20 protein-coding genes and 2 tRNA genes are annotated in these 26,618 nt (G+C 31.4%); 9 read left to right on the forward strand and 13 right to left on the reverse strand.

The features are described from left to right. Window positions 1-7 precede the first annotated feature (7 nt). Entirely contained in the window at window positions 8-1,771 is a 1,764-nt protein-coding gene (locus tag GFJ94_RS10605) for a DUF6029 family protein (protein ID WP_153201504.1), read from the forward strand. Between the two features lie 69 nt (window positions 1,772-1,840). On the opposite strand, the gene GFJ94_RS10610 is transcribed toward GFJ94_RS10605, so the two are convergent. Continuing rightward, complete coding sequence (locus tag GFJ94_RS10610; protein ID WP_153201505.1) at window positions 1,841-4,624, reverse strand: outer membrane beta-barrel protein; 2,784 nt, start codon at window positions 4,622-4,624, stop codon at window positions 1,841-1,843. A gap of 131 nt (window positions 4,625-4,755) precedes the next feature. Beyond that, window positions 4,756-6,066, reverse strand: coding sequence for a ribosome biogenesis GTPase Der (gene der / locus GFJ94_RS10615; RefSeq protein ID WP_153201506.1), 1,311 nt, complete (start codon window positions 6,064-6,066; stop codon window positions 4,756-4,758). 212 nt (window positions 6,067-6,278) lie between these two features. On the opposite strand from der, the gene GFJ94_RS10620 reads away from it, so the two are divergent. Next, window positions 6,279-6,800 carry a hypothetical protein gene (locus GFJ94_RS10620; RefSeq protein WP_238989457.1) on the forward strand — a complete coding sequence of 174 codons (522 nt, stop codon included), beginning with the start codon at window positions 6,279-6,281 and terminating at the stop codon, window positions 6,798-6,800. 16 nt (window positions 6,801-6,816) lie between these two features. Here the strand turns inward: GFJ94_RS10620 and GFJ94_RS10625 are convergent, their stop codons facing one another. Together GFJ94_RS10625 and era are read right to left on the reverse strand one after the other, a co-directional pair. Beyond that, window positions 6,817-7,209: a hypothetical protein gene (locus GFJ94_RS10625; protein ID WP_153201507.1), complete on the reverse strand. Its 393-nt coding sequence runs from the start codon at window positions 7,207-7,209 to the stop codon at window positions 6,817-6,819. Window positions 7,210-7,246: 37 nt separating this feature from the next. Further along, window positions 7,247-8,131, reverse strand: coding sequence for a GTPase Era (gene era / locus GFJ94_RS10630; protein WP_133608057.1), 885 nt, complete (start codon window positions 8,129-8,131; stop codon window positions 7,247-7,249). Between the two features lie 117 nt (window positions 8,132-8,248). Here era and GFJ94_RS10635 point away from each other — a divergent pair. The 7 genes from GFJ94_RS10635 (at window position 8,249) to GFJ94_RS10665 (ending at window position 13,652) form a co-directional block, all read left to right on the forward strand. After that, window positions 8,249-8,321 (forward strand) — tRNA-Met (locus tag GFJ94_RS10635). 30 nt (window positions 8,322-8,351) lie between these two features. Further along, a tRNA-Met gene (locus tag GFJ94_RS10640) sits at window positions 8,352-8,424 on the forward strand. Window positions 8,425-8,563: 139 nt separating this feature from the next. After that, window positions 8,564-9,013 (forward strand): KTSC domain-containing protein, encoded by a 450-nt coding sequence (locus GFJ94_RS10645; protein WP_153201508.1) that lies wholly within the window; start codon window positions 8,564-8,566, stop codon window positions 9,011-9,013. A 55-nt stretch (window positions 9,014-9,068) separates the two neighbouring features. Continuing rightward, window positions 9,069-9,557, forward strand: a complete 489-nt coding sequence (locus GFJ94_RS10650; protein ID WP_153201509.1) for a DUF1761 domain-containing protein — start codon at window positions 9,069-9,071, stop codon at window positions 9,555-9,557. A gap of 65 nt (window positions 9,558-9,622) precedes the next feature. Continuing rightward, window positions 9,623-10,768 (forward strand): GNAT family N-acetyltransferase, encoded by a 1,146-nt coding sequence (locus GFJ94_RS10655; RefSeq protein WP_153201510.1) that lies wholly within the window; start codon window positions 9,623-9,625, stop codon window positions 10,766-10,768. Between the two features lie 80 nt (window positions 10,769-10,848). Beyond that, the gene (locus GFJ94_RS10660; protein WP_153201511.1) at window positions 10,849-12,927 is read left to right on the forward strand and encodes an OmpA family protein; all 2,079 of its coding nucleotides are present in this window, start codon (window positions 10,849-10,851) and stop codon (window positions 12,925-12,927) included. A 38-nt stretch (window positions 12,928-12,965) separates the two neighbouring features. After that, entirely contained in the window at window positions 12,966-13,652 is a 687-nt protein-coding gene (locus GFJ94_RS10665; protein ID WP_370513822.1) for a DUF4230 domain-containing protein, read from the forward strand. A gap of 32 nt (window positions 13,653-13,684) precedes the next feature. Here GFJ94_RS10665 and GFJ94_RS10670 read toward each other — a convergent pair whose 3' ends face one another. The 9 genes from GFJ94_RS10670 to GFJ94_RS10710 form a co-directional block, all read right to left on the reverse strand. Then, window positions 13,685-13,993 carry a rhodanese-like domain-containing protein gene (locus GFJ94_RS10670; protein WP_153201512.1) on the reverse strand — a complete coding sequence of 103 codons (309 nt, stop codon included), beginning with the start codon at window positions 13,991-13,993 and terminating at the stop codon, window positions 13,685-13,687. Between the two features lie 68 nt (window positions 13,994-14,061). Further along, window positions 14,062-15,819 (reverse strand): aromatic amino acid hydroxylase, encoded by a 1,758-nt coding sequence (locus tag GFJ94_RS10675; protein WP_153201658.1) that lies wholly within the window; start codon window positions 15,817-15,819, stop codon window positions 14,062-14,064. A gap of 90 nt (window positions 15,820-15,909) precedes the next feature. After that, window positions 15,910-18,738: an AsmA-like C-terminal region-containing protein gene (locus GFJ94_RS10680; protein ID WP_153201513.1), complete on the reverse strand. Its 2,829-nt coding sequence runs from the start codon at window positions 18,736-18,738 to the stop codon at window positions 15,910-15,912. A gap of 106 nt (window positions 18,739-18,844) precedes the next feature. Then, complete coding sequence (ilvA, locus tag GFJ94_RS10685) at window positions 18,845-20,107, reverse strand: threonine ammonia-lyase IlvA (protein ID WP_153201514.1); 1,263 nt, start codon at window positions 20,105-20,107, stop codon at window positions 18,845-18,847. Beyond that, window positions 20,107-21,585, reverse strand: coding sequence for a ketol-acid reductoisomerase (gene ilvC, locus GFJ94_RS10690; RefSeq protein WP_153201515.1), 1,479 nt, complete (start codon window positions 21,583-21,585; stop codon window positions 20,107-20,109). Before ilvC ends, ilvA begins: the two co-directional genes overlap by 1 nt. A 43-nt stretch (window positions 21,586-21,628) precedes the next feature. Further along, complete coding sequence (gene ilvN, locus GFJ94_RS10695) at window positions 21,629-22,216, reverse strand: acetolactate synthase small subunit (RefSeq protein WP_153201516.1); 588 nt, start codon at window positions 22,214-22,216, stop codon at window positions 21,629-21,631. 1 nt (window position 22,217) lies between these two features. After that, entirely contained in the window at window positions 22,218-23,966 is a 1,749-nt protein-coding gene (gene ilvB, locus GFJ94_RS10700) for a biosynthetic-type acetolactate synthase large subunit (protein WP_153201517.1), read from the reverse strand. A gap of 10 nt (window positions 23,967-23,976) precedes the next feature. Continuing rightward, entirely contained in the window at window positions 23,977-25,656 is a 1,680-nt protein-coding gene (ilvD, locus tag GFJ94_RS10705; protein ID WP_153201518.1) for a dihydroxy-acid dehydratase, read from the reverse strand. Between the two features lie 5 nt (window positions 25,657-25,661). Next, complete coding sequence (locus GFJ94_RS10710; protein WP_153201519.1) at window positions 25,662-26,570, reverse strand: branched-chain amino acid transaminase; 909 nt, start codon at window positions 26,568-26,570, stop codon at window positions 25,662-25,664. Window positions 26,571-26,618 lie beyond the last annotated feature (48 nt).

The raw sequence follows: 26,618 nt of genomic DNA on the forward strand, positions 1-26,618 counted from the left end.
GAATTTTATGAAAAAAATCATTGCAATTATTGTAGTTTTATCTACTTTGACAGGGTATTCACAAGAAGATAAAAATGATAGTATAAAAAAAAATAAAATTAAAATTTTTGGTGGTTTAGAGTCAAATGCTCAATGGTATCTTAATGATAAAAATAGAGAATTGAGTCATCCAGATTACCCAATTCGCTCAAATAATTATTTATCAGTAAATGCAAATTACGGAAGATTTTCTGCTGGAATTCAATTTGAATCTTATCAATCTTTAGCGTTGTTGAATTATAACCCTGGATTTGAAGGAAATAATGTAGGTACATTTTATGCAAATTATAAATCGAATAAGCTGGATGTAACTGCCGGTCATTTTTATGAACAATTTGGGAGTGGGCTTATTTTTAGAACTTGGGAAGATAGAGCTCTTGGAATAAATAATGCTTTAAGAGGATTACGAGTAAAATATAATCCAACTGATAATTTGATGTTTACCGCTTTGTATGGAAAACAAAGAACCGGTTTTCATGTTGTTGATTCTGATATTTTTGGTTTTAATTCTGATTTTAATTTAAGTGGATTAATAGGAATAAACAACTTTGATTTGTCAACTGGATTTAGTGTTATTTCAAAAAAGGAAGATATAGATCCGGCTGTTATAGATCCAAAATTTAATAAAATAACAAACGCATATTCAAGTCGAATTAATTTTTCAAAAGGGTCATTTTATTTTACAACCGAATATAATTTTAAAGACAAAGAGCCTGTATTAGTTAGAACAGATCTAGATAACGATTTTATTAAGTCTGGAAATGCTTTATTAATAAATTTTGGCTATTCTAAAAAAGGATTTGGATTAGATGCAAATTTTAGAAGGATAGAAAATATGGCGTTTTTATCGCAAAGACAACCTGAAGTTTATGCTCCAGAAATTAGCAGTTTGTATTTTAATGATAGAATATTAAATTTTGTGCCAGCTTTAACTAAACAGCACCACTCAAATTTAGCTAATATATATGTTTATCAAGCTCAAAATAGAGTTGCAATGCAATTTGATGAACAAATACAAAAATTTGGTGAGATTGGTGGTCAAATAGATATGTTTTATGAGTTTAAGAAAGGAACTAAATTTGGTGGAAAATATGGTACTAAAGTCTCAATGAATGTTTCTAATTGGTTTAATTTAGATGCTGATTATTCTTACTTTGATAATTTTGGAAATATTCAACCAGATTATAAAACAAAGTTTTTTGGTGCTAAAGAAAAATATTTCTCTGATTATAATATTGAATTTTCAAAAAAATTATCTTCAAAATTTAAAGGCTCTTTGATGTATTCTAATCAATACTATAACGACCAATATATTAGAGGTATTTTTCAAGAAAATGTAATTAAATCTAATATTTTATTTGTTGAAGGTGTATATAATATTAAAGGTTCAAGATCGATTACTTTAGGTCTAGAACATATGTGGGCAGATAATGATAGAGGTAATTGGGCTTCATTTTTATTAGAATATAATCATAATCAAAATTGGTCCATTTTTATGATGGATATGTATAATTATGGTTTTGATAAAGAATCAGGGAATGTTTTAATTTCAGGTCATTTAGATGAGTTTGATATCCATTTTTATAATTTTGGTGGTTCATACAGGAGAGGAAGTACTAGAATAGCGCTAAATTATGGAAGACAAAGGGGTGGATTAGTTTGTGCTGGTGGAGTTTGTAGAGTTGTTCCTCAAAGTACAGGTGTTGGTTTATCTTTGACTAGTACTTTTTAAGTTGTTTAATTAAATTCATTTTGCATTAGGATTAAAAAAAAGAGCTCGATACATTTTGAGCCCTTTTTTTTAATCTATAATCATTATACCTCCCTCTTTTTTCTTGCCTCCAAATTTTTCTAATTTATAAGTTAGAGAAAACATCGCATATTGTTGTAAAACTGTATTTTCCATATCAGTAATGGCGGTTGGCGTAATCGTTCTTGTAGTGCTGATGTTTTGATTTAAGACATCATACACTTTTACTTTGGCTAATAATTTGTCTTGGAAGAAATTATATCCCAAACTCAAATTCCATAAATAGAAATCTTTTTGAAAACCATCTGCTATATTAGAGTTGTAGTTGTAACCAAAATCACTTCCCAAAACTACTTTTTTAGGCCAATAACTTGTGATTTCTATCTTAGCACTATGCTTAAAATTCTTAGTATTGTCAATTATGTAATTCGTAAAATCGTTAGTAATATACGTGTATCGGTACGACGGACTAATGGTAATCATTTCATCAATTGACCAAGACATATTGGCTCTTGGATTTAAGGTCAATCCTTTTGATTCAAATAATTCAGCATTGGTTAATCCTTGATCATAATTGTAACCTAACTGCAAACCTACGCCATATTTAAACGTTCTTTTTTCTTTTTTTACTGATTTGTTTAAACTAAAGCCAACATATGTATTGTAAGCTCTATCAATGTTTTGATAGGTAGTTGTTGCTTTAAAATCGCTGTCATAAGTGGTAGAAGATGCAATTTGATTTACATTGTAATTTCCTCCGGCATACGCATAAAAACCGCTTTTAGTAGCATAATCATAATTATTGAAATTCGTATAAAGAGAATATCTTTCGTTAGGTTTTAAATCGGCATTTCCAATAACCGTGTTTAGCGGATTTGCTAAATTTTCGAATGGTAAAATTTGGTTGGCACTTGGTAAATTTACTTCGTAAGAGTAGTACGTGTAAAACGATTTTGATTTACCTAATGTAATGCTCAAATAACCATTCATTTTAGGATACATATAGTTTTTGTTAACCGCTGTTTTGTTTGATAAATAGGTCGATTGATTATTGAAATTGATAATTTCCGTTCCCATCGAAATACTTCCTCTAATTTTCTTTTTTCGTAAACTAATTCCAACCATTGGAGTTACTGATGAAGTTGAAGAAATAATATCGTTTGATAGTAAATCGTTATAATTGGAATACGAATTTAATCCATTATCAAAATCATACGTTTCTCTTACATCTCTAGATTTTTTATAGCTATATGAAGTTTCAAAATTAAGTGTAATTGAATCTTTCAAAGGTTCGTTATACCCTATTTCGGCTCTAAAACTATCATCTTTTGAATTATCAATTCTAAATTGATTTCTATCATCATCGGTATTTCCCGACTGAAAAAAGGTTGTAGTGGTTTTTGTAATTAAATCGGAATCATTTTTACTGTTTTCGTTGTTTAATGATGCGCTAATTCCTCTTCCTTTTTTCTTTAATCCTTTGTAAAAATAAATGTTGTTTTTAAAACTGTTGTTTTGGCTTGACCAATTATTATCACTTGTGTTTTCATTCAAAGCAGCTCCTGTTCCGTCAAATGTAGCATCAAAACCAGTGTTTTTATTTTTTATTTCGCTTTTTGAAAAGCTTGGGCTTATGTACAACGTTGCTGTTGAATCTAATTTAATCTCAAAATCCATTGCAATGTTATGTCCGTCTGTTATGGATTTAGTTTTAGATTCGGCTAAAGTATTGGTGTTTCCTGTTGGAAGTAAATTAATTCTATTGGTTCTATTGTTGTTGTTTGTTTCTGCGTTTGAATAATAGTAACTTCCGTTTGGATTAATTTTCTTTTTTGCCCATTCGTCTGCAAAGTTTACGCCAATCATGTTTGAAGTGGTTATTCCGTTATTGCCTCCAAATTGCATTCCGTTAATGCCAAAACTACCGTTATCGTTTACCCAAATAGATCTATTTCTCCCGCCACCCATATTATCAAAAATCTCATCCATAGAAAAACCGATAGAGTTTACGTTGTTTGAAGATCCTAAAACACTAATCTTTTGAGTGTCTTTAAAGTAGTTGAAGAGCATACTCGATTCGTAACGTTCTTCTGTACCATATCCCACATTCGCTTTTCCGAAAACACCTTTGTTTTTATCTTCCTGAATGGTTAAATTGATGGTTTTTTCATCTGAAGTAGCATCTTGTCCTGATAATTCTTCTTCTTTTGTTTTGGTGTCGGTAACTTGAACTTTACTAATAATTTCTGCCGGTAAATTTTGAGTGGCAATTTTGCCGTCTTTGCCAAAGAAAGGTTTTCCGTTTACTAAAATATTATTGACTTCTTTTCCGTTGACCGTGATTTTACCTTCTTCGTCAATTTCAACGCCCGGAAGTTGTTTCAATAAAGCTTCCACATTGGCATCTGGACGAACTTTAAATGACGAAGCATTAAATTCTAAAGTGTCATTTTTAATCGTAACAGGTGGTGCTTCAGATTGAATAACCACTTCTTTTAAAGAACTTACGTTTTCTTCAAGTCTTATGGAACCAAAATCTTTATCGGCTTTTAAATTTTCAATTTTTTCTGAATAATCATTATATCCAATGTAAGAAATTTTAAAAAGAATAGCGTTTTCATTTTTTTTTGTCTTGATGGTGAAATTTCCATTCTTATCCGAAATTGTATAATCAATCAAAGTAGAATCTTTTACTGATTTCAAATAAATAGTTGCCGATTCAAGTGGGATAGAAGTGTTTTTGTCGATAATTTTTCCTTTTAAAGAAATGGTGTTTTGACTAAAACTTATGGCTGAGCATAAAAATAAAATAAGGAAGGCGATTTTCTGGAACATGAAAAAGCGATTAATTAGTTTAAGTTGTAATTAACAGCGAAATAAAATATTTATTGTGTGAATAAAAATTTTCTTACGAAAAATTTAACAAAAGCCACAAAAAAAACCGAAGCGTTAACTTCGGTTTTCTACTATTTCTGTCTGAAATAAATATCAATTGGAACGCCACTAAAATTGTATTGTTCTCTCAATTTATTTTCAATAAAACGTTTGTATGGATCTTTTACATATTGTGGTAAGTTAGCAAAAAACACAAACTGAGGTGTTGGTGTTGGCAACTGCATACAATATTTAATTTTCACATATTTTCCTTTTAAAGCTGGTGGTGGCGTTGCTTCAATAATTGGCAACATCAACTCGTTGAATTTTGAAGTCGAAATACGTTGTTTTCTGTTTTCAAACACTTCAACTGCTGTTTCTAATGCTTTTAGTAAACGTTGTTTCGTTAAAGCCGAGATAAAAAGAATAGGCACATCGGTAAATGGTTGTAATTCTTCTCTAATCTTACGTTCGTAATCACGAGTACTCATGGTATCTTTTTCCACCAAATCCCATTTGTTTACTAAGATAACAACACCTTTTCGGTTTTTTTCGGCCAACCAAAAAATACTTTGATCTTGTCCTTCAAATCCACGAGTAGCATCAATAACTAATAAACAAACATCACTGTGTTCAATTGCTCTTACCGAACGCATTACCGAGTAAAATTCTAAATCTTCTTTTACTTTTGCTTTACGTCTAATTCCGGCCGTGTCAACCAAGTTGAATTCAAATCCAAAACGGTTGTATTTCGTATCAATTGCGTCACGAGTAGTTCCAGCAATATCGGTTACCACAAATCTATCTTCGCCAATTAAAGCATTGATGAAAGATGATTTACCAGCATTCGGTCTTCCAACCACACAAAAACGTGGTAATGGTTCTACTTCTTCAGTAACTTCTGGCATTTCAGGTAACACTTCGACTAATTTGTCTAAAAGTTCTCCCGTTCCGCTTCCGCTCATTCCCGAAATCGTGAAATATTCTCCTAATCCTAAGTTGTAAAATTCAACAGCGTCTTTTTCACGCATAGCGTTATCCACTTTATTTACAACTAAAATAACTGGTTTTTTAACTTTACGAAGTAATTTAGCCACTTCGTCATCCATTGGTGTTATGCCTTCCTCAACATCAACCACAAAAACAATAGCATCCGCTTCGTCAATAGCTAATTCCACTTGTTTACGAATCTCTGCTTCAAAAATATCGTCCGATCCTTTGATATAACCTCCAGTATCAATTACAGAAAACTCCTTTCCGTTCCACTCACTTTTTCCATAATTTCTATCACGCGTAACACCGCTTACTGAGTCAACAATAGCTTCTCTTCGCTGAATTAAACGGTTAAAAAATGTGGATTTTCCAACATTTGGTCTTCCTACAATGGCAACAATATTATTCATAATCTTATTTTGAATCGGCAAAAGTACGATTTTTTTTGGAGCTTTTTCCAGCTATCCACTACAACTCCACAATTTTAGCTCTTTTTTTCTAATTTTATTCGGTCAGCTTCTAAGGTCGCTGTCCAAATAAAAAGAAAAAATAGGTCAAAAATTTGCGGGGTTTCCGTTGCTATCTGGGCTAGGGCGTGAAATTTGTTCAACATTTGTTAAAATTGTATATATTAGCTTTAAAATCAGAAGAAATGGAGCCTGAAAAAAGTATTGCACTACGACCAAAATTTGAAGTCGAATCAAAAAATAGTGTCGATAAAATTTTAGAAAAAGCAAAACAGCTAAAAGCCGAACTCAAAGCTGATTACCAAATTAAAATAATCGATGAGCATTTGTATTTCTATTTCAGCAAAGAAAAAAGAAAATACTATTCGCCATTTTTACATTTGGAATTAGAAGCAAACGAAGGTAAAACTATAGTAAAAGGTCTTTTTGGTCCAGAGCAATTGTTGTGGACGCTCTTTATGTTTCTACACTTCATTATCGCAGGATTGTTTTTAGTTTTCGCTATGATGGCTTACACGCATTGGTCACTAAAACAATCCACGGTTTTAGATTTCAGCATCATGGGAATCATGGTAGTTTTTTGGTTTTCGCTCTATTTTATGGCACGATTAAACAGAGAACGCGGTGTGCCACAAATGCACGAATTAGAAGATTTGATGTATAAGGTTTTGGAGTAGGAATTGCTTCGAGTGATTATTTTTTCCATGAAAATTTTTTCGAACCATCTTGATTTTTAAATTCGGATGACTCAATCCAATCATATTTTCCGTCTTTATCTTTGTATAGAATTAAGTAATCCGCTTTAATGTTTTCAATATATTTTGACAGTTCAGTTGTACAAGATTTTAAATCTTCAATTTCATAGCATGAAATATGAGTATGAATGTTGTTCTGACCCGTTGGATCTTCAATTCCAATTGTAATTTCAGAATTATAAGTTGCTATCCAAATTGAAAAAATTCCTGAGTCACTTTTCAAATCACAATCAAATGATCCGTCATCTTGATATTTTATTGTTTCAATAAATTCTGGATAGTTTCTCTCAATAAATTCAATTATTAATTTTGAGAATAATTTTTGTTCCATTCCATATTTATTTTAATAATATCATATTGCTTGCAACTTACTTCTGGTTATACCCAAAACGTTTTAATTGGTAAGCGCTACTTCTCCAATCTTTATTTACTTTAACGTAAGTGGCTAAGTGAATTTGTTTACCAAAGAATTTTTCTAAATCTTCTCTTGCTTGAATACCTACACGCTTTAAAGCGGCACCTTTGTGACCAATGATGATTCCTTTTTGCGTATCGCGTTCCACCATAATTACGGCACGAATTCTAATAATATTATCGTCTTCGATAAATTCTTCCGTTTCAATTTCTACGGCATACGGAATTTCTTTGTCGTAATTCAATAAGATTTTCTCACGAATGGTTTCGTTTACAAAGAAACGTTCTGGTTTATCAGTTAAAGCATCTTTAGGATAAAATGCTGGAGAAACCGGAAGTAATTCGATGATTCTATCAAAAACCGTTTGCACATTAAAATTCTCTAAAGCCGAAATAGGAAAAAGTTCTGCATTAGGTACTTTTTCTTTCCAAGCTTGCACTTGTTCTTCTAATTGTTCTTGGTTCGATTTGTCAATTTTGTTCAACAACAACAAAACTGGAATTTTAGAATGGATAATTTTGTTGAAAAAAGCTTCGTCTTTTAATTCTTTTTCTCCAATCTCAACCATATAAACTAAAATGTCAGCATCTTCAAAGGCCGATTTTACAAAATCCATCATCGAATTCTGTAATTCATACGCCGGTTTTATAATTCCTGGCGTATCTGAAAATAAAACTTGAAAATCATCTCCATTTACAATTCCTAAAATACGATGTCTTGTAGTTTGTGCTTTCGAGGTGATAATAGAAAGACGTTCGCCTACAAACGCATTCATAAGAGTTGATTTTCCTACATTCGGATTTCCAATAATATTTACATAACCTGCTCTGTGCTCCATTTCGATATATTTATGGGTACAAAGGTAGTGATAACGCCTGAAATAGTAGAAAGAAAACATTATTTTTAAAAAAGTCTTGTAATTTTAAATAAAGAGTGTACCTTTGCACTCACAAACCGCGGGATAGAGCAGTAGGCAGCTCGTCGGGCTCATAACCCGAAGGTCACAGGTTCGAGTCCTGTTCCCGCTACTAAGAATTTATTGAATCACAACCGTACATCGCGGGATAGAGCAGTAGGCAGCTCGTCGGGCTCATAACCCGAAGGTCACAGGTTCGAGTCCTGTTCCCGCTACTAAGAAGCTTCACAGAAATGTGGAGCTTTTTTTATGTAATTAATTCATTAATATATGGTTATGTTTTATTTATTGTTTTAGTTTTTTAGCTTGATTAAATAATAAAACACTACTTTTGCACTTTTATTTTTAAAAATTATGAATCCAAAGAAAATTGCCGAGTACAGAAAGTTACTTGATGTTACTAAAACAGCTACGCTGAAAGAATTAAAAACCATTTACAGAAATAGCATGAAGGAAGATCATCCTGATACTATTGCTGATCCAGTGGAGCGTTTAGCTGCAGAAGAAAGAAGTAAAAATATTATTGAGGCATACCATTTTTTGGTTAGTATTGCTCCTGAAACACAAGAAAAAAACAAAGAAGTATATCAAAAAACTACTTCAACTGTAAATATCCAAGATTTTTATATGGATAATGGTGTGTTGTATATTTCATTTTTAGATGGTAGCAATTACGAGTATTTTAGTGTGCCAAAAGTAACGTACATTAAAATGGTGAATGCAGAATCGCCAAGTCGTTTTGCAAGAAGACATATTTATAATGAGTTTTTATATCGCAGTGCGAGTAAAATAGTTGCAGAGTAAACAATTGTTAATTTTTTTCTATCTTTGATATACTAACCAATAAACTATATCAATTATGGAAATGAATTTTTTAGCTATTTTAGTGGCTGCTTTATCAAGTTTTGTTGTCGGATTTGTATGGTACAATCCTAAAGTTTTTGGAACGATTTGGATGAACGAAATCGGGATGACTGAGGAAAAAGCCAAACAAGGAAATATGGCGAAAATCTTCGGATTAACTTTTGTTTTTGCGTTCTTGTTGGCATTCATTATGCCGACGTTTGTAATTCATCAATTTGGAGCTTTAGGAATGGTTGGTGGACCTGTTGAAGCAGAAAAAGCCTTACCTTCATATGCTGCTTTTATGGCAGATTATGGTGATGTATTTAGAAGCTTTAAACATGGAGCTTTACACGGTTCAATTATTGGTCTTTTTGTGGCATTGCCTGTAATTGCAACAAATTGCTTGTTTGAGCAAAAATCATTCAAATATGCAGCAATAACTTCTGGTTATTGGATTGTAGTTATGACTATAATGGGTGCTATTATTTGCGGCTGGAAATAAAATAAATTTTAACATTTAATTATATAGGAATCGCTCTACATTTGTGGAGCGATTTTATTTTTACATTGGACGGAATTTTATTTAAAATATACAATTCAGTTAAAGATTTACCTGCGCTTTGGGACTCAGTGGCTCAAAGTAATGTTTTTCTGCAAACACCTTATCTATCTGTGCTTGAGCGTTCGGCTCCTGTAAATATGGAGTGTTTTTACATTGGTATTTTTGAAAAATCGGAACTAATAGGTGTTTCATTAGCGCAATATTTAGATTTGAATAAATTAGAATCTTTTGGAGAAAGAGACAAATCACTAAAAATCGCGATTCGTAATTTTATTTTCAAAAATTTTGCTTCTCACACGCTTTTCCTTGGGAATAACATGATTACAGGTCAAAACGGATACGCCTTTACAAAAGAAATCGATTTTGATTGTATTAGTGATATTTTAATACAAAGCGCAGAAGAAATAACATTGTATTTCAAGAAAAAAGGAATAAAAATTCATTTGGTTTCTTTCAAGGATTTTTACGAAGATTGTGCAATTGAAATGAAAAAGTATAGTTTTAAAGAAATATACGAATTCAATACACAACCTAACATGATTTTTTATTTGAATGAAAAATGGAAATCAGAAGAAGATTACATAGCGGCACTTTCAAAAAAATATCGAGACCAATTTAAAAGAGCGCGAAAAAAGAATGATGGAATAATTGTTAAAAATCTTTCTTTCGAAGAAGTTATTCAGCATGAAAATACGATTTACGATTTGTATCATTATGTAGCTAAAAATGCCCCATTTAATACTTTTTTCTTAGTAAAAAATCATTTTTCAACTTTAAAAGGACAATGTGGCAATCGATTTCAGATTTTTGGTTATTTTTTGAATGAAAAGTTGGTTGGTTTTCATACACTTTTACTGAATGATGAAACCTTAGAAACCTATTTTTTAGGCTATGACGAAACGATTCAAAAAGAAAACATGCTGTATTTGAATATGTTGTACAACATGACGAAATACGGAATTGAAAAGGGGTTTAAAAAAATTATTTTTGGCAGAACAGCGTTAGAAATCAAAAGTTCAGTAGGAGCATCACCAGTTCAAATGTCTGGGTTTATTTATCACAATAATAAATTGGTAAACAAATTTATTGGTAAAATCTTCAAACAATTAGAGCCAGAACTTCATTGGCAACAAAGGCATCCATTTAAATAAAAAATAGGGCATATTACGTATGTAATCTTAAAATTATTAAATTATATTTGTAAAGTTTATACAATCAAATCTTTACAATTATGCGATTTACTTTAACTCTTTTAACTTTTTTACTTTTTACAACTTTTGGATTTGCTCAAAATGTTCTTTTTAATGATACATTTCAAGATGATTCTAATAAATGGACATACAACGGTGATGGTTTTGATTCAAAGATTGATGATGGTAAGTTAATTTTAGAGAATAAACATGCTACAAAATCTAAGTGGCGCTATATATCTATCGCACAAAATACAGAAAAAGTAGATTTTGATGTACAGGCGACCATAACTCTTGATAAAACCCCAACAGATTATGCTACTTATGGTTTGGTTTGGGGAATGTATAGTGATAATTCGGATTACAGAGTTGTACAATTGTCTGCTAATAAGCAAATTCAAATTTATCATTATTACAGTAAAGAGTTTCACTACGGCAAGAAGTGGAGTGCTTCTAAAAATGTTGGAGGTAAAGGAAAAAAGAACAAAATTAAAGTTGAAAAAAGATCTAATATCTTCAAAGTTTACGTTAATGATGCTTTAGAATATCAAACGGGTGAAAATGCATTTTATGGTACTTTATTCGGATTTATTTTAGATGCTGGTGTTACCATCGAAGTTGAAGATTTGAAAATAATTGAGCGTCCTTCGACTATCAAAGTCGTTCAAGAATTCAATCCTAACTTGAAAATGGTAAAATTACCAGAAACCATATCTAGTTCTACTATAGAAGAAACAAATCCAGTAATTTCTGCTGATGGTACTATCTTATATTTTGATAGAAAAGATAATCCATTAAATATTGAATCTCGAAAAGATGATATTTGGTTCTCCATAAAAGATAAAAATGGAACGTGGTCTGAGGCTAAAAATATTGGTCGACCATTAAATAATCGCGAAAATAATTTTGTTATTTCTACTTCACCTGATAACAATACCTTGTTATTGGGAAATAAATATGCATCAGATGGTGTTTCTTCAAATGGAGGCGGTGTGTCAATAGCTAGAAAAGGATCATCAGGATGGGAAATTCCAACAGCAGTAGCTATAGAAGACTTTGTAAATACAAATTCTTATGTTGGCTATTTTCTTTCCAATGATAACAAAAACCTGTTAATGACAGTAGAACGACCAGAAGGACTTGGTTTTAAAGATATTTATGTGAGTTTTGTAAAAGAAGATGGGACATTTTCTAAGCCTAAAAGTCTAGGTAATGTAGTAAATACTTTTGAAGATGAAGCAAATCCTTTTTTAGCATCAGATGGTAAAACATTATATTTTGCTAGTAAAGGTCACCCTGGCTATGGTTATATGGATTTATTCGTAACAAAACGATTAGATGACACATGGACAAATTGGACAACACCAGAAAATTTAGGAAATATAATCAATTCTTCAGGGTATGAGTTAAGTATTTTTCTTTCTGCAAAAGGTGATAAGGCTTATATTGGAAAACAAAGAGATATCTGGGAAGTCGATAACACTGTCAAGCAAGACCCAGTGGTTTTAGTAAAAGGAAAAGTTTATGATGCTAAAACCAAACAAATTTTAAGTGCAAAAATCGAGTACAATAACTTAAAAACCAATAAAATGATTGGAACTGCAATTTCAGATCCAAAAACAGGAAGCTACTCAATTGTATTGCCATACGGATTTAATTATAGTTTCATGGCAGATAAGGAAAATTATTACGCCATCACTCAAAACGTTGATTTATCTAATTTAAAAGAATACAAAGAAATGGAAGTGGATTTGTATTTAACTCCAATTGAAAAAGGCGCAATCATTCGTTTAAATAATATCTTTTTTGATTCTGGAAAATACGATTTATTATCAGAATCATTTGCAGAGTTAGATATTTTATTCGGATTATTAAATGATAATAAAAATATTAAAATTGAAATTGCAGGTCATACAGACGCAGTTGGATCTGATGTAGCTAATATGGAATTATCAAAAAACAGAGCAAACTCAGTTCAAAAATACTTGGTTGGAAAAGGTATTTCTTCAGATAGAATTGTAGCAAAAGGATATGGCGAAACCAAGTTTATTGCTCCAAATACAACAGAAGATGAAAAACAATTAAACAGAAGAGTAGAGTTTGTAATTCTTGAAAAATAATTCGACTAACTTTTCTATCTTCGTGTAAAAATTATATCATGGCACGAACGAGTTCAACAGAAGTCCAAATTAAAAACATGCTCATTCCAATTGTACAAGCTATTGGTCGCTCGGGAAAGTTAATTTATTTATTGATTTTGTTGATTGTTGGGTTTTTGGTGTATCAGTTTTTTACAAAAAGCAGCGAATCTTCAACCATTGAATACAATTCTGCATTAATAGAAAAACAAATTAAAAATGTTGGAAAATTAGTCGTTACAGAAGGTCATTATGCAGAAGTAATTACTTATAAAGATCAACAAAAGTATTTCATGGATTTTATTACTTTTGAGAAAAAAGCTTTAATTGTAGCTAATGCCGATGTTTTAGTGATGTATGATTTACGTCAATTAAAATATGATATTGATGAAAAAAATAAAACAGTTACTTTAAAGAATATTCCAGAGCCGGAATTAAAAATTAATCAAGATTTGCATTTTTATGATGTAAATCAGAGCAGATTTAATCCGTTTAATGCGCAAGATTACAACAAAATAAACAAAAAGGTTAAAGCAGAACTGACTAAGAAAATTGAAAAATCATCGCTAAAGTCAAATGCTAAAAATCGTCTGTTAAGTGAGTTGTCAAAAATATTAATTCTTACCAACACTATGGGTTGGACATTAAAATATGATGGTAGCGAAGTAAAAACAGACAAAGACATAGAATTAAAAATAATTAATTAAAAAGAAAGTCCCGATTCAATCGGGACTTTCTTTTATAATTTACTTTCTAAACTATTCCAACCACCACCATTAATACAATCAATTCCGTTTTGTTTTAAAATTGAAGTAGCTTGTGCACTTCGCATTCCTGAACGGCAACAAGCGATAATCGGTTTGTTCCATTTTTTGATGGTTTCAATGTTTCCGTTTAAAACTTGTAAGGCAATATTCTTTGAACCTTTAATGTGACCGTCTTTAAATTCATCTGGAGTTCTTACATCTAAAATAATAGCGCCTTTTTGAACGTATTCTTGCACATCATTGGTTTTATTTCCTAATCCTAAAAAATCTAAAATTCCCATAATTGTTTATTTTTTTTGACAAAGATAAAGGTGATTGTATAGCTTTTCAGTAACAAAAGTTACTAAACTTAAACGTTAGCTTTTTCAAAAATCAATTCTAATCCACCATCAATTAAGTGAGCAACTTCTGGGCGATTGGTTTTAACTTTTTCTAAATGATTTAAAACTTTATCTACTAAATCTGAATTTCCTTCTTTTTTAGCCAATTCAGCAATTTCAACTGATAATAACCAATCGTTAGAATGTCCAGCAGAAACCGAAGCAAATGCTTCTTTTAAAGTCGTAGTTGCGGGTTTTCCTTCTCTAATATTACGAACACTTGCATAAAGTTTTTCTAATTCTTCTCTTTCAACAGATTTTTTCTGTTTGATGGTTTGCGATGATGGAACGTGATTAATCATATCAAAACTATTCACATCAGCTGGGCCAGAAAAAGCAGAAATTACTTTTTTACCAACAGCCATATCGTAAATTCCCCATTCTGGTTGAAAAAGGACGGTATCGTTGTGCGTAACAGTACAATTTTTGAATTTAATCAATAAAATTTCACCTTGCAGATTTCTTGAACCTGTGACAATTTCTCCTGTGACTTTGATATTTCCTTCAAATTCTAAAGTTACTTGCTCTCCTTCGTAAATATCATACGCACGTAAATCTCTCGGACTCATTTCTTCAATAGCCAAGTTGATGCCTTTTAGTTTTCCAATTGGCGAACCAAAACCTTCAGCATGATATTCTGTTCCATGACCTACTAATTCTTTTTCTCGGTACGAAAGCGCCGTTTTTCCTGTTGTTTGTACATAAACCGATTTTCCTTCGTGTTCAATTACATTGGTAAAAATTCCAGAAATCTGAATTCCGGTGCTTAACTCGATGGTTCCTAATGATTTAGAGTCAATTAATTTTTGAACACTTTTTGGTCCGCCTTTTCGAAGCGCCATTGTATTTGCAAATTCTTCTAAAACAGAACTTAATTTAGCAAAATCAGGCGTAACATATAATTGCGGTTGAGGTTTTGTAATATCAAAACTTTGGTCTGCCGCCGAAATATCATACGGAATTTTCTTTACGTTATCGGTCATACACCAAGCACTTTCTCCAATTGAAGAAAGTAATCCTGCACCATAAATTTTTGGATTTTCAACTGTTCCAATTAAGCCGTATTCCACTGTCCACCAATGTAGGTTTCTAATGCGCGACATTTCTGATAATTCGCCCATATTATTCTGTAAGAAATCAACTTGCTCTTCTGCTTTTTTAATTTCCTCTTCTGGAGTATCTTCTGCTTCTTTCAAAATCGAAAGCAAGCGAATAGCTTCATACAATTCATAATCGCGAGAAGAGGAGATAGCTTTACAACCAATTTCACCAAAACGTCTTAAATATTCAGCATATTCCGGATTGGCAATAATAGGAGCGTGGCCAGCACCTTCGTGAATAATATCGGGAGCTGGAGTATATTCAATATGTTCTAACTGACGAATATCGCAAGCAATAACCAACACATTATAGGCTTGAAATTCCATAAAAGCATTGGGTGGAATAAATCCGTCAACGGCAACTGCAGCCCAACCGATTTCTTTTAAAATTCGATTCATCCCATACATATTTGGAATGTTATCGATTTCTAAACCTGTTTTTTCTAAACCTTCTAAATAAGAATTATGCGCTACTTTTGAAAGATAAGATACATTTTTACGCATTACATAACGCCAAACCGCTTGATTTATCGGTGTGTAATCATCATAAACTTGAGGTTTAATGAATTGTTTTAAATGCTTTGGTAATCTGTCAATCAGCGGATTGCTTTCAAAATGCGTTTCCATAATTTTACTTGTCATGTTTGAGGTAAAATTACGAATTTTTCAGAAAGCAAGAAAGCTTTTTAACGATTTGACACAACTAATTGTAAATTATCAATCTACTTTTTCAACTGGAACGGCTGGTTCAATTTTAGGAACGCTATCATTCTGAATTGTTGGAGAAGGTGTTGTAGTAGTAGGAACTGTAGTGTTTATAGGAGTTACTCCATTAACATATTCAGTTTCTTCTAATTCTTCCGTTTTTCTTCCAAGTTTGATATGTGGATTGTCTTTATTACCGGTTACATTAATTGGAATTCCAATTATTCCAAGAGGAGGTAGGCCAACCCTCATTTTTAAATTTAATTTTCCATCTAAACTTGTTTGTCCTTCAAATCGTAGGCGAAATCCTGCGGTTTTAATTTTGAATCTTTCTATATTAATAATGTTGTTTTTAATATTTGATTTTATGGTAACTTCTGAAACATCTGGATCTAATATTTCTGGTTTTTCAGTTTTTTTTGAAACCGCATTTAATAATTTAAACCCTTTTATTTTTACCTTTTTCACATAAATTTCTCCATTACCTTCAATTGATGGCAAAATAGGTTCCATTGTGTTGTTAAGTACTCCTTTTAAATTATAATTAATACCTATAATTCCCTCCGCATTTTCTGCAGAAGATGCCATTTCTCTAAAAATTGGGATTTCGGTATAAGCTCTTTTAATATCAAATTCGGATGCTTTTATATTGTATTTAAAATGGGCTTTCTCATTCCCTTCATTTTTATAATAAGCATTCATTGTAGCTTTAGCATTAATTATGTTTAATGTGCTATTATTAAGAGTAACAGCGCCATTTTGAATGACAAGATTTCCATTTAGATTTTCAATCTGAATTTCGTTATATTTTATTTTTTTGATGTTTGAATTTAATTCTAAATTGTAGTTATGAGGTATTTCAATAACTCCAGCTACAATTGTTTCTTTTTCATTGCTATCATGAATTTCGTAGGTTTCATGTGGAAATAAATCGTTAATATCGATGTAGTTTGAGTTCAGTTGAAATTTACCATATAAAATTTCTTTTGAACTAAAAACAAAATGTATAACATTCAATAAATATCCATTAACAGATAGGTCAGAATTTCCAAATTTACCAATGAAATTTTCAAAATTCATTTTATCTTGATTAAAAGTAAATATACCTTTTTCGATTAAAAGTGGTTTATTTAAAAGACTGCTATTAGTGTTTATGTTATTCACAATTAAAGTACCCTTATTTTTTAGCTTATGAATATTACCAGAAACAGCATCACTTTGTTTACCTGTTAATTCAACATTTGCATTAATACTACCATCTAAATCAAGACCTTTTTTTGAGAAAACTTTATAAATCTTAGAAATATTTAGTATACCATTTGCTTTGATATCATAATTTAAATCTTCAAAATTTTTAATTTTCGCACTCAAATTAAAAGTATTATCTTCAAATTTAAATAAAGATGGCATAATGGTAAAGTTTCCATCTTTAAAATATCCATTAGAACAATCTAGAGTTGCATTTAAATTTATATTACTAATAGGATGTGGATAATATGAAGTTTTAATAATTCCATTTTTCAACTCAAAATTTCCTTTAGATATTGGAAATTTATTTTGATCTCTAATATAATCTCCTTTTGAAACAATATTTGCTTTTAATTTTCCACTAACGTTAATATCAGGAATTTGCAATGCTTTGTTCACGATTTCTAAGTCTAAATCAGATGCTATTTTTGTGTCAATAGTAATTTTATTTCCAAAACCAACTGATTTAAAGTAGGCATTTAGTTTACTATTATTAATGTCAAAATTTAAATTATCGATATTAATTTTTAGTTGATTTATGTCTAAGTTGGGAAGTTCTGAGTTTAATTTTATTTCAAGATTTTTTATAGGAAAAGGTGCGTCATCATGTTTTACAAATCCATTTCTAACATTGAAATTAAATTTTAATTCAGGATTTGTTTTGGTGGAAGCAATATATTTACCTTTTAAACTTATTGATGCATCGGTTTTACCATCCATTTTTGTTTTTTGCATCCAACTAATATATTCGGGTGGTAAAGCTGTAAATAAATCTTCTAAATTACTGTTTGCTGTTTTTAAGTTAAAGTCCATTTCATAACCATCTGTTATAAAGTTGAAAAAACCATCAAAAGTTACAGGTAATTTATTTACAATTAAATCATTTTTTTCAAAAATAAAAGATAATGAATTAGTATTTATAACAGTAATTAAATCGGCTTTAAGTTTTTTGTTTTTTAAGTATTCTTTAGAATCATATGTAAAACTAATACTATCAATTTTAGCAGAAGATTTTAAACTAAAATTTGATTTGAGTAAATTTCCTTTTCCTTTGTATTCAAATCCTTTAGCTATAATGTTAATTTTTGTGGAAATATCTTTATAAGTTAAATGAGAGTTTTTAATTTGAATGTTTTCTAAATTTAGAGTGGCACTTTCATTAGAATCTACATCAGTAGTTTTTTCTGATTTATAAATATTGTAATTAGCATTCCCGTTCTTATCAACTAGAATATTAATTTTTGCATCGTTTATATAAATTTCATCTATTTGAGTTTCACTACTAAAAACTAAACTCCATACGTTTATTCCAAAGCCTACTTCTTGTGATTCAAGTAATGATTTTGATTTAAATGGTGCTGAACCTTTTAAATCTAAGTCGTTTAAAGTTAAAGTTAAAGATGGGAAGTTTTTAAAAAATGATAAATTAGAATTTTTAAAATTTAATTCGCCTTCTAAATTATTATTAGCTAACTCTTTTACTTGTTGTGTTATTGTATCTGCAAAAATTATTGGAAGTACTAGGAAAGAAAGTAAAGTAATTATTAATGTAATTCCACTAATTTTTAGTATTTTTTTTTTGCTAGATGACATGATTTGTAATATTTTATATGCAAATGTAATATTTTTGAAGCATTTACTAATTATTTAAAAAAAGTGTTTAAAAAAAACCGTAACAATTGATCTGTTACGGTTTTTTTTAGCCGATTATTTGGTTAAATAAATCTTCGTTTTCATTTAGATAATGAAATTCATATCCTTTTTCTTTCATTTTGTTTTGAATTGGTAATGAATCGCATTTGTTTTTCAATTCAAGACCTACAATAACAGCGCCTGATTCTCTATTGTTTTTTTGTTTGAATTGGAAATACGTAATGTCGTCATCTTCACCCAAAATTTCATTAACAAATTCTTTTAATGCTCCTGGACGTTGAGGGAATTGTATCATAAAATAATGTTTGAGTCCTTCATACAAAAGAGAGCGTTCTTTAATTTCTGCGGTTCGTTCAATATCGTTATTACTTCCACTTACGATGCAAACTACATTTTTTCCTTTAATTTTGTCTTGATAAAAATCAAGAGCTGCTATTGTTAGTGCTCCAGCGGGTTCAACTACCATTGCTTCTTCATTATAAAGTTGTAATATTGTTGAGCAAACTTTACCTTCGGGAACTAAAATAATATCGTCTAAATTGTTTTTACAAATTTCAAAGTTTAGATTTCCTACTTGTTTTACTGCTGCACCATCTACAAATTTATCAATATGGTCTAGTCTTGTATTTGTTTTGTTTTCAATTGAAATCTTCATTGAAGGCGCACCTTGTGGTTCAACTCCAATTATTTTAGTAGTTGGACTTAATTTTTTTAGAACAGATGAAAGTCCAGCTGCTAATCCACCACCTCCAATTGGAATAAAAATATAATCAATTGGGGCACTAAAGCTCTCTAAAATTTCTAGTCCTACCGTTCCTTGCCCAGCAATAACCTTTAGGTCATCAAATGGATGTATAAAAGTTTTATTTGTAGCTAATGATTCGGCTTGAGCAGTTGCATTTGAGTCGTCAAAAGTATCGCCAGTTAAAACAATTTCAATGTACTCTTTTCCAAAAAGTTGTACTTGCTTTATTTTTTGTTTAGGCGTTGTTTTAGGCATATAAATTTTACCCTTTACTTGTAAAAGGTTACAAGAATAAGCTACGCCTTGTGCATGATTTCCTGCACTTGCGCAAACTATTCCGCTTTGTTTTTCATCTGTGCTTAAAGAGCTCATTTTGTTGTAAGCACCACGTATTTTATACGAGCGTACAACTTGTAAGTCTTCTCTTTTTAATAAAATATTGGCTTTAAATGTATTTGATAAATTAATATTAGTTGTTAAAGGTGTTGGAAAAACAATTCCTTTAAATTTTTCTTTTGCAACTATTGTTTCATCAAATAAATTTTCAATTGTCGTTTGTAGCATTATTCTACTATTTTTTTCATTGCAGTCATTGCGGCTCTCAGTTCTGCGCCACAAATTTCAATTGAATGATTTCTGATAGCGGCATTTACTTTTACTAATTCGAAATTATCTACATTTGAATTTGCTGAGTTATTGAAGTTTTCTCCAATTAGATTGGTGTCTATTTTCTTCATGAAATCGGCTAAAAGAGGTTTGCAAGCGTGATCAAATAAATAACAACCATATTCTGCTGTATCAGAAATTACACGATTCATTTCAAATAATTTTTTACGTGCAATTGTATTTGCAATAAGCGGTGCTTCATGAAGTGATTCATAATAAGCAGATTCATTTTTTATTCCAGCAACAGTCATTGTTTCATAAGCTAATTCCACACCAGCTTTTACAAAAGCAACCATAAGAGTAGCATTGTCAAAATACTCTTGTTCGTTAATTTTTTGTTCACATGCTGGCGTTTTTTCAAAATTGGTTTGTCCTGTTGCTTCTCTCCAGGTCAAAAGGTTTTTATCACCAGCAGCCCAATCTTCCATCATGGTTTGTGAAAAATGACCAGATAAAATATCATCCATGTGTTTGTTGAATAGTGGCGTCATGATTTGCTTTAATTCTTCAGCTAATTTAAAAGCTTCTACTTTGGCAGGATTAGAAAGTCTGTCCATCATGTTAGTAATTCCACCAATTTTTAAGGCTTCGGTAATCACTTCCCAACCATATTGCACTAATTTTGAAGCATATCCTGGATTAATACCTTTTTCAATCATTTTGTCGAAACTCAAGATAGATCCAGTTTGCAATAAACCACAAAGAATGGTTTGTTCGCCCATTAAATCAGACTTTACTTCTGCTACGAATGACGATAATAAAACACCAGCTCTATCGCCACCAGTTCCTACACAATAAGCTTTTGCAATTTCTAAACCATCTCCATTTGGATCATTATCACTATGAACAGCAATTAAAGTTGGAACTCCAAAACCTCTTAAAAATTCTGCTCTAACTTCTGAAGCTGGAGATTTTGGAGCAATCATGATTACTGTAATGTCTTCACGTATTTTTGTACCTTCTTCTACAATGTTGAATCCATGGGAATAAGACAAACAAGTCCCTTTTTTCATTAATGGGACTACTTTTTTAATTACATCAGTATGTTGTTTGTCTGGAGCTAAATTAGAAACTAAATCGGCTTTAGGAATAATTTCTTCAAAAGTACCCACTTCAAATCCATTTTCTGTTGCGTTAACAAATGATGCTCTTTTTGATTCAATTGCTTCTTTGCGAAGAGCGTATGCAACTTGTAAGCCACTATCTCTTAAGTTTTGACCTTGAGCTAATCCTTGTGCTCCACATCCTATGATTACTATCTTCTTTCCTTTTAATTTATCGACACCATTAGAGAATTCTGAGGCTTCCATGAAATCACATTTTCCTAATTCTTGAACTTTTAAACGATGTGGTAATGAGTTGAAATAATTTGACATTATCTATTTTTTTAATTTAATTTATTGACTTTGTAATTAAAAATTACATTTGAAATATTTTACTTTTATGATTTAAGTATTCATTATTTATTGGTTGTTTTGTTGGGTCATTTAATTCCATATTCAAAACTTTTTTATGAATCCCTTCACTAGATTTGATAATTGCAATTCGAGAACTTTTTACAAATTCTATTAATCCGTATTTGTCTAATTCGGATAGTAAATTGTTAATTTCTTCATCCTGTCCTGTTGCTTCAAAAACGGTGTAGTCGTTTCTAATTACAACTGCTTTTGCACCAAATTTGCGCAATAAACGTTCTACTTTTACATCTCGCATGATGACATCTGTAGGAACTTTGTAGAGTGCCATTTGTTGCCAGATAATTTCTTCATTAGTGTTATTAAAAACTTTAAAAACATCTACTATTTTTTCAATCTGGCGTGCCAAGTTTTTCACAACATCTGCAGTTTCATGAACCACAATAGTAAAACGATAAATGTTATTGATTTCGCTAGGAGAAGAATTAAAACTGGTTAGGCTGATTTTTCTTCTAGAGAAAATAATAGCAATTTTATTTAGAAGACCAACTTGATTTTCTGTATAAACGGTTAATGTATGTTCCTCTTTCATTTTAAATTTGATCTTTACTTAATACAATTTCTGCAACACCTTTTCCTTGTGGAACCATTGGAAAAACATTGTCTTCGTGTAATACTGCAACTTCTAAAAGGTATGATGCTGGATGATCAAGCATTTCTTTTAAACTCGATTTTAACTCCTCTCTTTTTGAAATTTGTTTTCCTTTAATTCCATAACCTTCAGCAACTTTAACAAAGTTTGGACTTTGTATGTCAGTAAACGAATAGCGTTTTTCGTGGAATAGTTCTTGCCATTGGCGCACCATTCCTAAAAAACTATTATTTAATATCATGATCTTTACATTTGGTTTAAATTGCATGATAGTTCCTAACTCTTGAATATTCATTTGTGCTCCACCATCTCCCATTATTGCTACTACCTGTCTTTTAGGAGCTCCAAATTTGGCTCCAATGGCTGCCGGAAGAGCAAATCCCATAGTTCCTAATCCACCACTTGTAATATTACTTCTTGATAGTGTTTGTTTAGCATATCTGCAGGCTACCATTTGGTGCTGTCCAACATCGGTTACAATAACGGCTTCTCCATTAGTTAATTCGTTTAAAACATGTACCACTTCACCCATAGTAAGTTCTCCTTCAGTAGGATTTAATTCTTTTTCTATCAGTTGTGTTGTTTCAATATTTCGCTTTGTTACAAATTCATTAAACCATTCTTTATGTGATTTTTTATCAACCAAATCAGTTAAAATTGGAAGCGTTACTTTGCAGTTGCCCCAAACAGGAATTGTTGTTTGAACGTTTTTATCAATTTCGGCAGGATCAATATCAAAATGAATAATTTTAGCTTGTTTGGCATATTTGTCTAATCTTCCGGTAACACGATCATCAAATCTCATCCCTACCGCTATCAATACATCACATTCGTTAGTAAGGTAATTTGGGCCATAATTTCCATGCATTCCTAACATGCCAACACCTAAAGGATGGTTTGTTGGAATAGCGCTCATTCCCATAATTGTCCAAGCTGTTGGTAATCCCGCTTTTTCAATAAAGGCTAAAAATTCTTTTTCAGCATTTCCTAAAATAACACCTTGCCCAAAAATCACAAATGGTTTTTTAGCTTCGTTAATTAGTTTTGCTGCTTGCTTTATATATTCGTTTCTAACAACTGGTTCTGGTCTATAACTTCTAATGTGTGAACATTGTCTGTAGCCTTTGTAATCAAATAATTGTAATTGTGCATTTTTAGTAATGTCAACTAAAACAGGTCCAGGTCTTCCAGATTTTGCTATGTAAAAAGCTTTTGCTAAGACTTCAGAAATTTCATTAGCATCAGTTACCTGATAATTCCATTTGGTAACCGGCATTGTGATGTTGATTATATCCGTTTCTTGAAAAGCATCTGTCCCAAGAAGATGCGCAAAAACTTGTCCAGTAATACATACTAAAGGTGTTGAATCAATTTGAGCATCAGCTAAACCAGTTACTAAATTAGTTGCACCAGGTCCGCTTGTTGCAAAAACAACACCGGTTTTTCCACTCACTCTTGAATAGCCTTGAGCTGCATGAATAGCACCTTGTTCATGACGAACCAAAATATGGTTTAATTCTTTTTTATAGTCGTATAGAGCGTCATAAATTGGCATAATAGCTCCGCCTGGATAACCAAAAACGGTTGTTACATCTTCTGATAGTAAAGCGTCAATAACGGCTAAACTTCCTGATGTGTTATGTGTTTTTTCAATGGTAGGCTCAACTATTTTTTGTTTTAATGCTTCCATAATTTTGTTGTTATTGTTCGTCAGTTACACAACCTTCGGATGCGTCAGTTACTAATTTTAAATATTTATATAAAACGCCTCTTGTAACCTTTGGTTTCGGTTGAACAAAAGCCTTTTTTCTGTTTTCTAATTCATCATCTGAAATTGCTAAATGAATTGAGTTGTTTACGGCATCTAATTCAATTAAATCGCCATCTTTTACTAATGCAATTGTTCCTCCATCGTATGCTTCAGGCGATATGTGTCCTACTACAAAGCCATGTGTTCCACCACTAAATCTTCCATCTGTAATTAAGGCTACACTTTTTCCTAATCCAGCGCCAATAATTGCGGATGTTGGTTTTAGCATTTCAGGCATTCCTGGTCCACCTTTTGGTCCAACGTAACGAATAACAATAACATCACCCGCTTGGATTTTTTTATTTTCAATTCCTTTAATCAATTCTTTTTCTCCATCAAAAACTTTTGCTGGTCCACTAAATTTTTCTCCTTCTTTTCCAGTGATTTTGGCAACAGAGCCTTTGGTTGCTAGATTTCCGTATAAAATTTGTAGGTGTCCAGTTTCTTTGATAGGATTTTCAATTGGTCTAATGATGTTTTGTGTTTCAAAATCAATATCTACTATATCTTTTAAATTTTCCGAAACTGTTTTTCCAGTTACAGTTAAACATTCTCCATGCAGCATTCCTTTAGATAATAAATATTTTAAAACCATTGGAACACCACCTTTTTCATGTAGATTTTGCATTAAATAATTTCCACCTGGCTTAAAATCGGCAATTAAAGGTGTTTTATTACTTATTCTTTGAAAATCATCCTGTGTGATTTTTACACCTACACTTTTTGCCATGGCAATGATATGTAATACGGCATTTGTACTTCCGCCAAGAGCAATTAAAGTTGTAATGGCATTTTCAAAAGCCTTGAAAGTCATAATGTCTTTAGGGCAAATATTTTTTTGTAGAAGTAATTTTATATAATGAGCGGTTTGTTTACATTCTTCTATTTTTTCATGAGAAACGGCTGGATTTGAACTAGAGTACGGAAGGCTCATTCCTAAAGCTTCAATAGCAATAGCCATTGTATTTGCTGTATACATTCCACCACATGCTCCTGCGCCAGGGCAAGAATTTTTTATAATTCCTTTATATTCTTCTTCAGAAATTTTACCAGCTATCTTTTCACCAAGCGCTTCAAAAGCTGAGACGATATTCAAATCTTTTCCTTGATATTTCCCTGGAGCAATAGTTCCACCATATACCATAATGGAAGGACGGTTCAATCTTCCCATTGCAATTATTGAACCTGGCATGTTTTTATCGCAACCTGGAATAGCTACTACAGCATCATAATAATGACCGTCTACTACACTTTCAATGCTGTCAGCTATAATTTCACGACTTACAAGTGAATAACGCATTCCATCGGTTCCATTTGTAATTCCATCACTTATTCCAATGGTGTTGAAGATAAGCCCAACCATTTCTTCTTGATTAACTTCTTGTTTAATCAAACTTGCCAAATGATTTAAATGCATGTTACAAGTATTGCCATCATAACCCATTGAAGCAATTCCGACAAAAGGTTGAGCTAATTGTTGATCGTTTAAACCAATTCCATAAAGCATGGCTTGAGCTGCAGGTTGAGTAGGGTCTTGAGTTACGGTTTTGCTGTGTTTGTTTAATTCCATTTGGATTAGTTTTGAATGGCAAATTGTTTTTCCATTACTAAGTTTTTATAGGCAGTTTGCAATTTTTTGCCCAATGTGTTTTCCCAGTTTAGATTGAAGTTTTTCTTTTCTAATGAGTTAATTCCAATTATTTCAGCCGCGGTTCCACATAAGAAAGCGCCATCTGCGTTCTGTAAATCATTAGGAGTATAGCTACCTTCAAATAATTCGATATTTAATTCTTTACAAAGTTCAAATACAGTTGCTCGTGTAATTCCAGGTAGGATATTTCCTGTTTTAGGAGTAAATAGTTTTCCGTCTTTTTCAAAGAATAGATTTGAACCTGGCCCTTCTGCTAAAAACCCATCTGAATCTAATAAAACAGCTTCGTCAAAACCTTTTTCTTTTGCTTCGGTTGCAGCTAAAATCGAATTGATATAGTGTCCACAAACTTTTGCTTCAACTTTTGTTGATCTAGGATGAGGTCTGCAAAACGAAGAAATAGTTATGTTTAAAAGGGTGTCACCTAAGTAAGCTCCCCATTCCCAGGCACAAATCATGATTGAAACTTGTGTAGGTTTTGTGAGACTCATATTAGGACTACAGTATACTAATGGTCTAATATAGGCGTCTTGAAAATTATTTTTTCTTAATACTTCATAAGTTATTTCACATAACTCATCAACATTATATTGAAAAGAAATGTTTATTAACTCACAAGATCTTTTAAGTCTTTCGTAATGCTCTTTTACTTTGAAAATTTTGGTACCATTTTCTGTTTTATAGGCTCTAATTCCTTCGAAAACACCATAGCCATAGTGAAGTGTTTGCCCATATAAATCAATTACTTTTTCAGTTGCTTTGCAATATTCGCCATTCGAAAAGAGGATGGTGTTCTTATTGCAATACGGGTTTAATGCCAAATTTGAATTCATTTTTTCCTGATTTTATTATAAAAAAAAACCTCCAAAATTAATTAGGAG

Source organism: Flavobacterium sp. LMO8, from assembly GCF_009495755.1.
GTDB lineage: Bacteria > Bacteroidota > Bacteroidia > Flavobacteriales > Flavobacteriaceae > Flavobacterium.

Excerpts from the sequence above, each read along its gene's own strand:
- GFJ94_RS10680 (WP_153201513.1), bottom strand. The coding sequence starts at position 18,738 with ATGTCATCTAGCAAAAAAAAAATACTAAAAATTAGTGGAATTACATTA.
- GFJ94_RS10665 (WP_370513822.1), top strand. The coding sequence starts at position 12,966 with ATGGCACGAACGAGTTCAACAGAAGTCCAAATTAAAAACATGCTCATT.
- GFJ94_RS10710 (WP_153201519.1), bottom strand. The coding sequence starts at position 26,570 with ATGAATTCAAATTTGGCATTAAACCCGTATTGCAATAAGAACACCATC.
- GFJ94_RS10625 (WP_153201507.1), bottom strand. The coding sequence starts at position 7,209 with ATGGAACAAAAATTATTCTCAAAATTAATAATTGAATTTATTGAGAGA.
- GFJ94_RS10670 (WP_153201512.1), bottom strand. The coding sequence starts at position 13,993 with ATGGGAATTTTAGATTTTTTAGGATTAGGAAATAAAACCAATGATGTG.
- GFJ94_RS10675 (WP_153201658.1), bottom strand. The coding sequence starts at position 15,819 with ATGGAAACGCATTTTGAAAGCAATCCGCTGATTGACAGATTACCAAAG.
- GFJ94_RS10605 (WP_153201504.1), top strand. The coding sequence starts at position 8 with ATGAAAAAAATCATTGCAATTATTGTAGTTTTATCTACTTTGACAGGG.
- ilvN (WP_153201516.1), bottom strand. The coding sequence starts at position 22,216 with ATGAAAGAGGAACATACATTAACCGTTTATACAGAAAATCAAGTTGGT.
- der (WP_153201506.1), bottom strand. The coding sequence starts at position 6,066 with ATGAATAATATTGTTGCCATTGTAGGAAGACCAAATGTTGGAAAATCC.
- ilvB (WP_153201517.1), bottom strand. The coding sequence starts at position 23,966 with ATGGAAGCATTAAAACAAAAAATAGTTGAGCCTACCATTGAAAAAACA.
- GFJ94_RS10645 (WP_153201508.1), top strand. The coding sequence starts at position 8,564 with ATGAATCCAAAGAAAATTGCCGAGTACAGAAAGTTACTTGATGTTACT.
- GFJ94_RS10650 (WP_153201509.1), top strand. The coding sequence starts at position 9,069 with ATGGAAATGAATTTTTTAGCTATTTTAGTGGCTGCTTTATCAAGTTTT.
- era (WP_133608057.1), bottom strand. The coding sequence starts at position 8,131 with ATGGAGCACAGAGCAGGTTATGTAAATATTATTGGAAATCCGAATGTA.
- ilvD (WP_153201518.1), bottom strand. The coding sequence starts at position 25,656 with ATGGAATTAAACAAACACAGCAAAACCGTAACTCAAGACCCTACTCAA.
- GFJ94_RS10610 (WP_153201505.1), bottom strand. The coding sequence starts at position 4,624 with ATGTTCCAGAAAATCGCCTTCCTTATTTTATTTTTATGCTCAGCCATA.
- ilvC (WP_153201515.1), bottom strand. The coding sequence starts at position 21,585 with ATGTCAAATTATTTCAACTCATTACCACATCGTTTAAAAGTTCAAGAA.
- GFJ94_RS10660 (WP_153201511.1), top strand. The coding sequence starts at position 10,849 with ATGCGATTTACTTTAACTCTTTTAACTTTTTTACTTTTTACAACTTTT.
- ilvA (WP_153201514.1), bottom strand. The coding sequence starts at position 20,107 with ATGCTACAAACGACAATTGAAAATTTATTTGATGAAACAATAGTTGCA.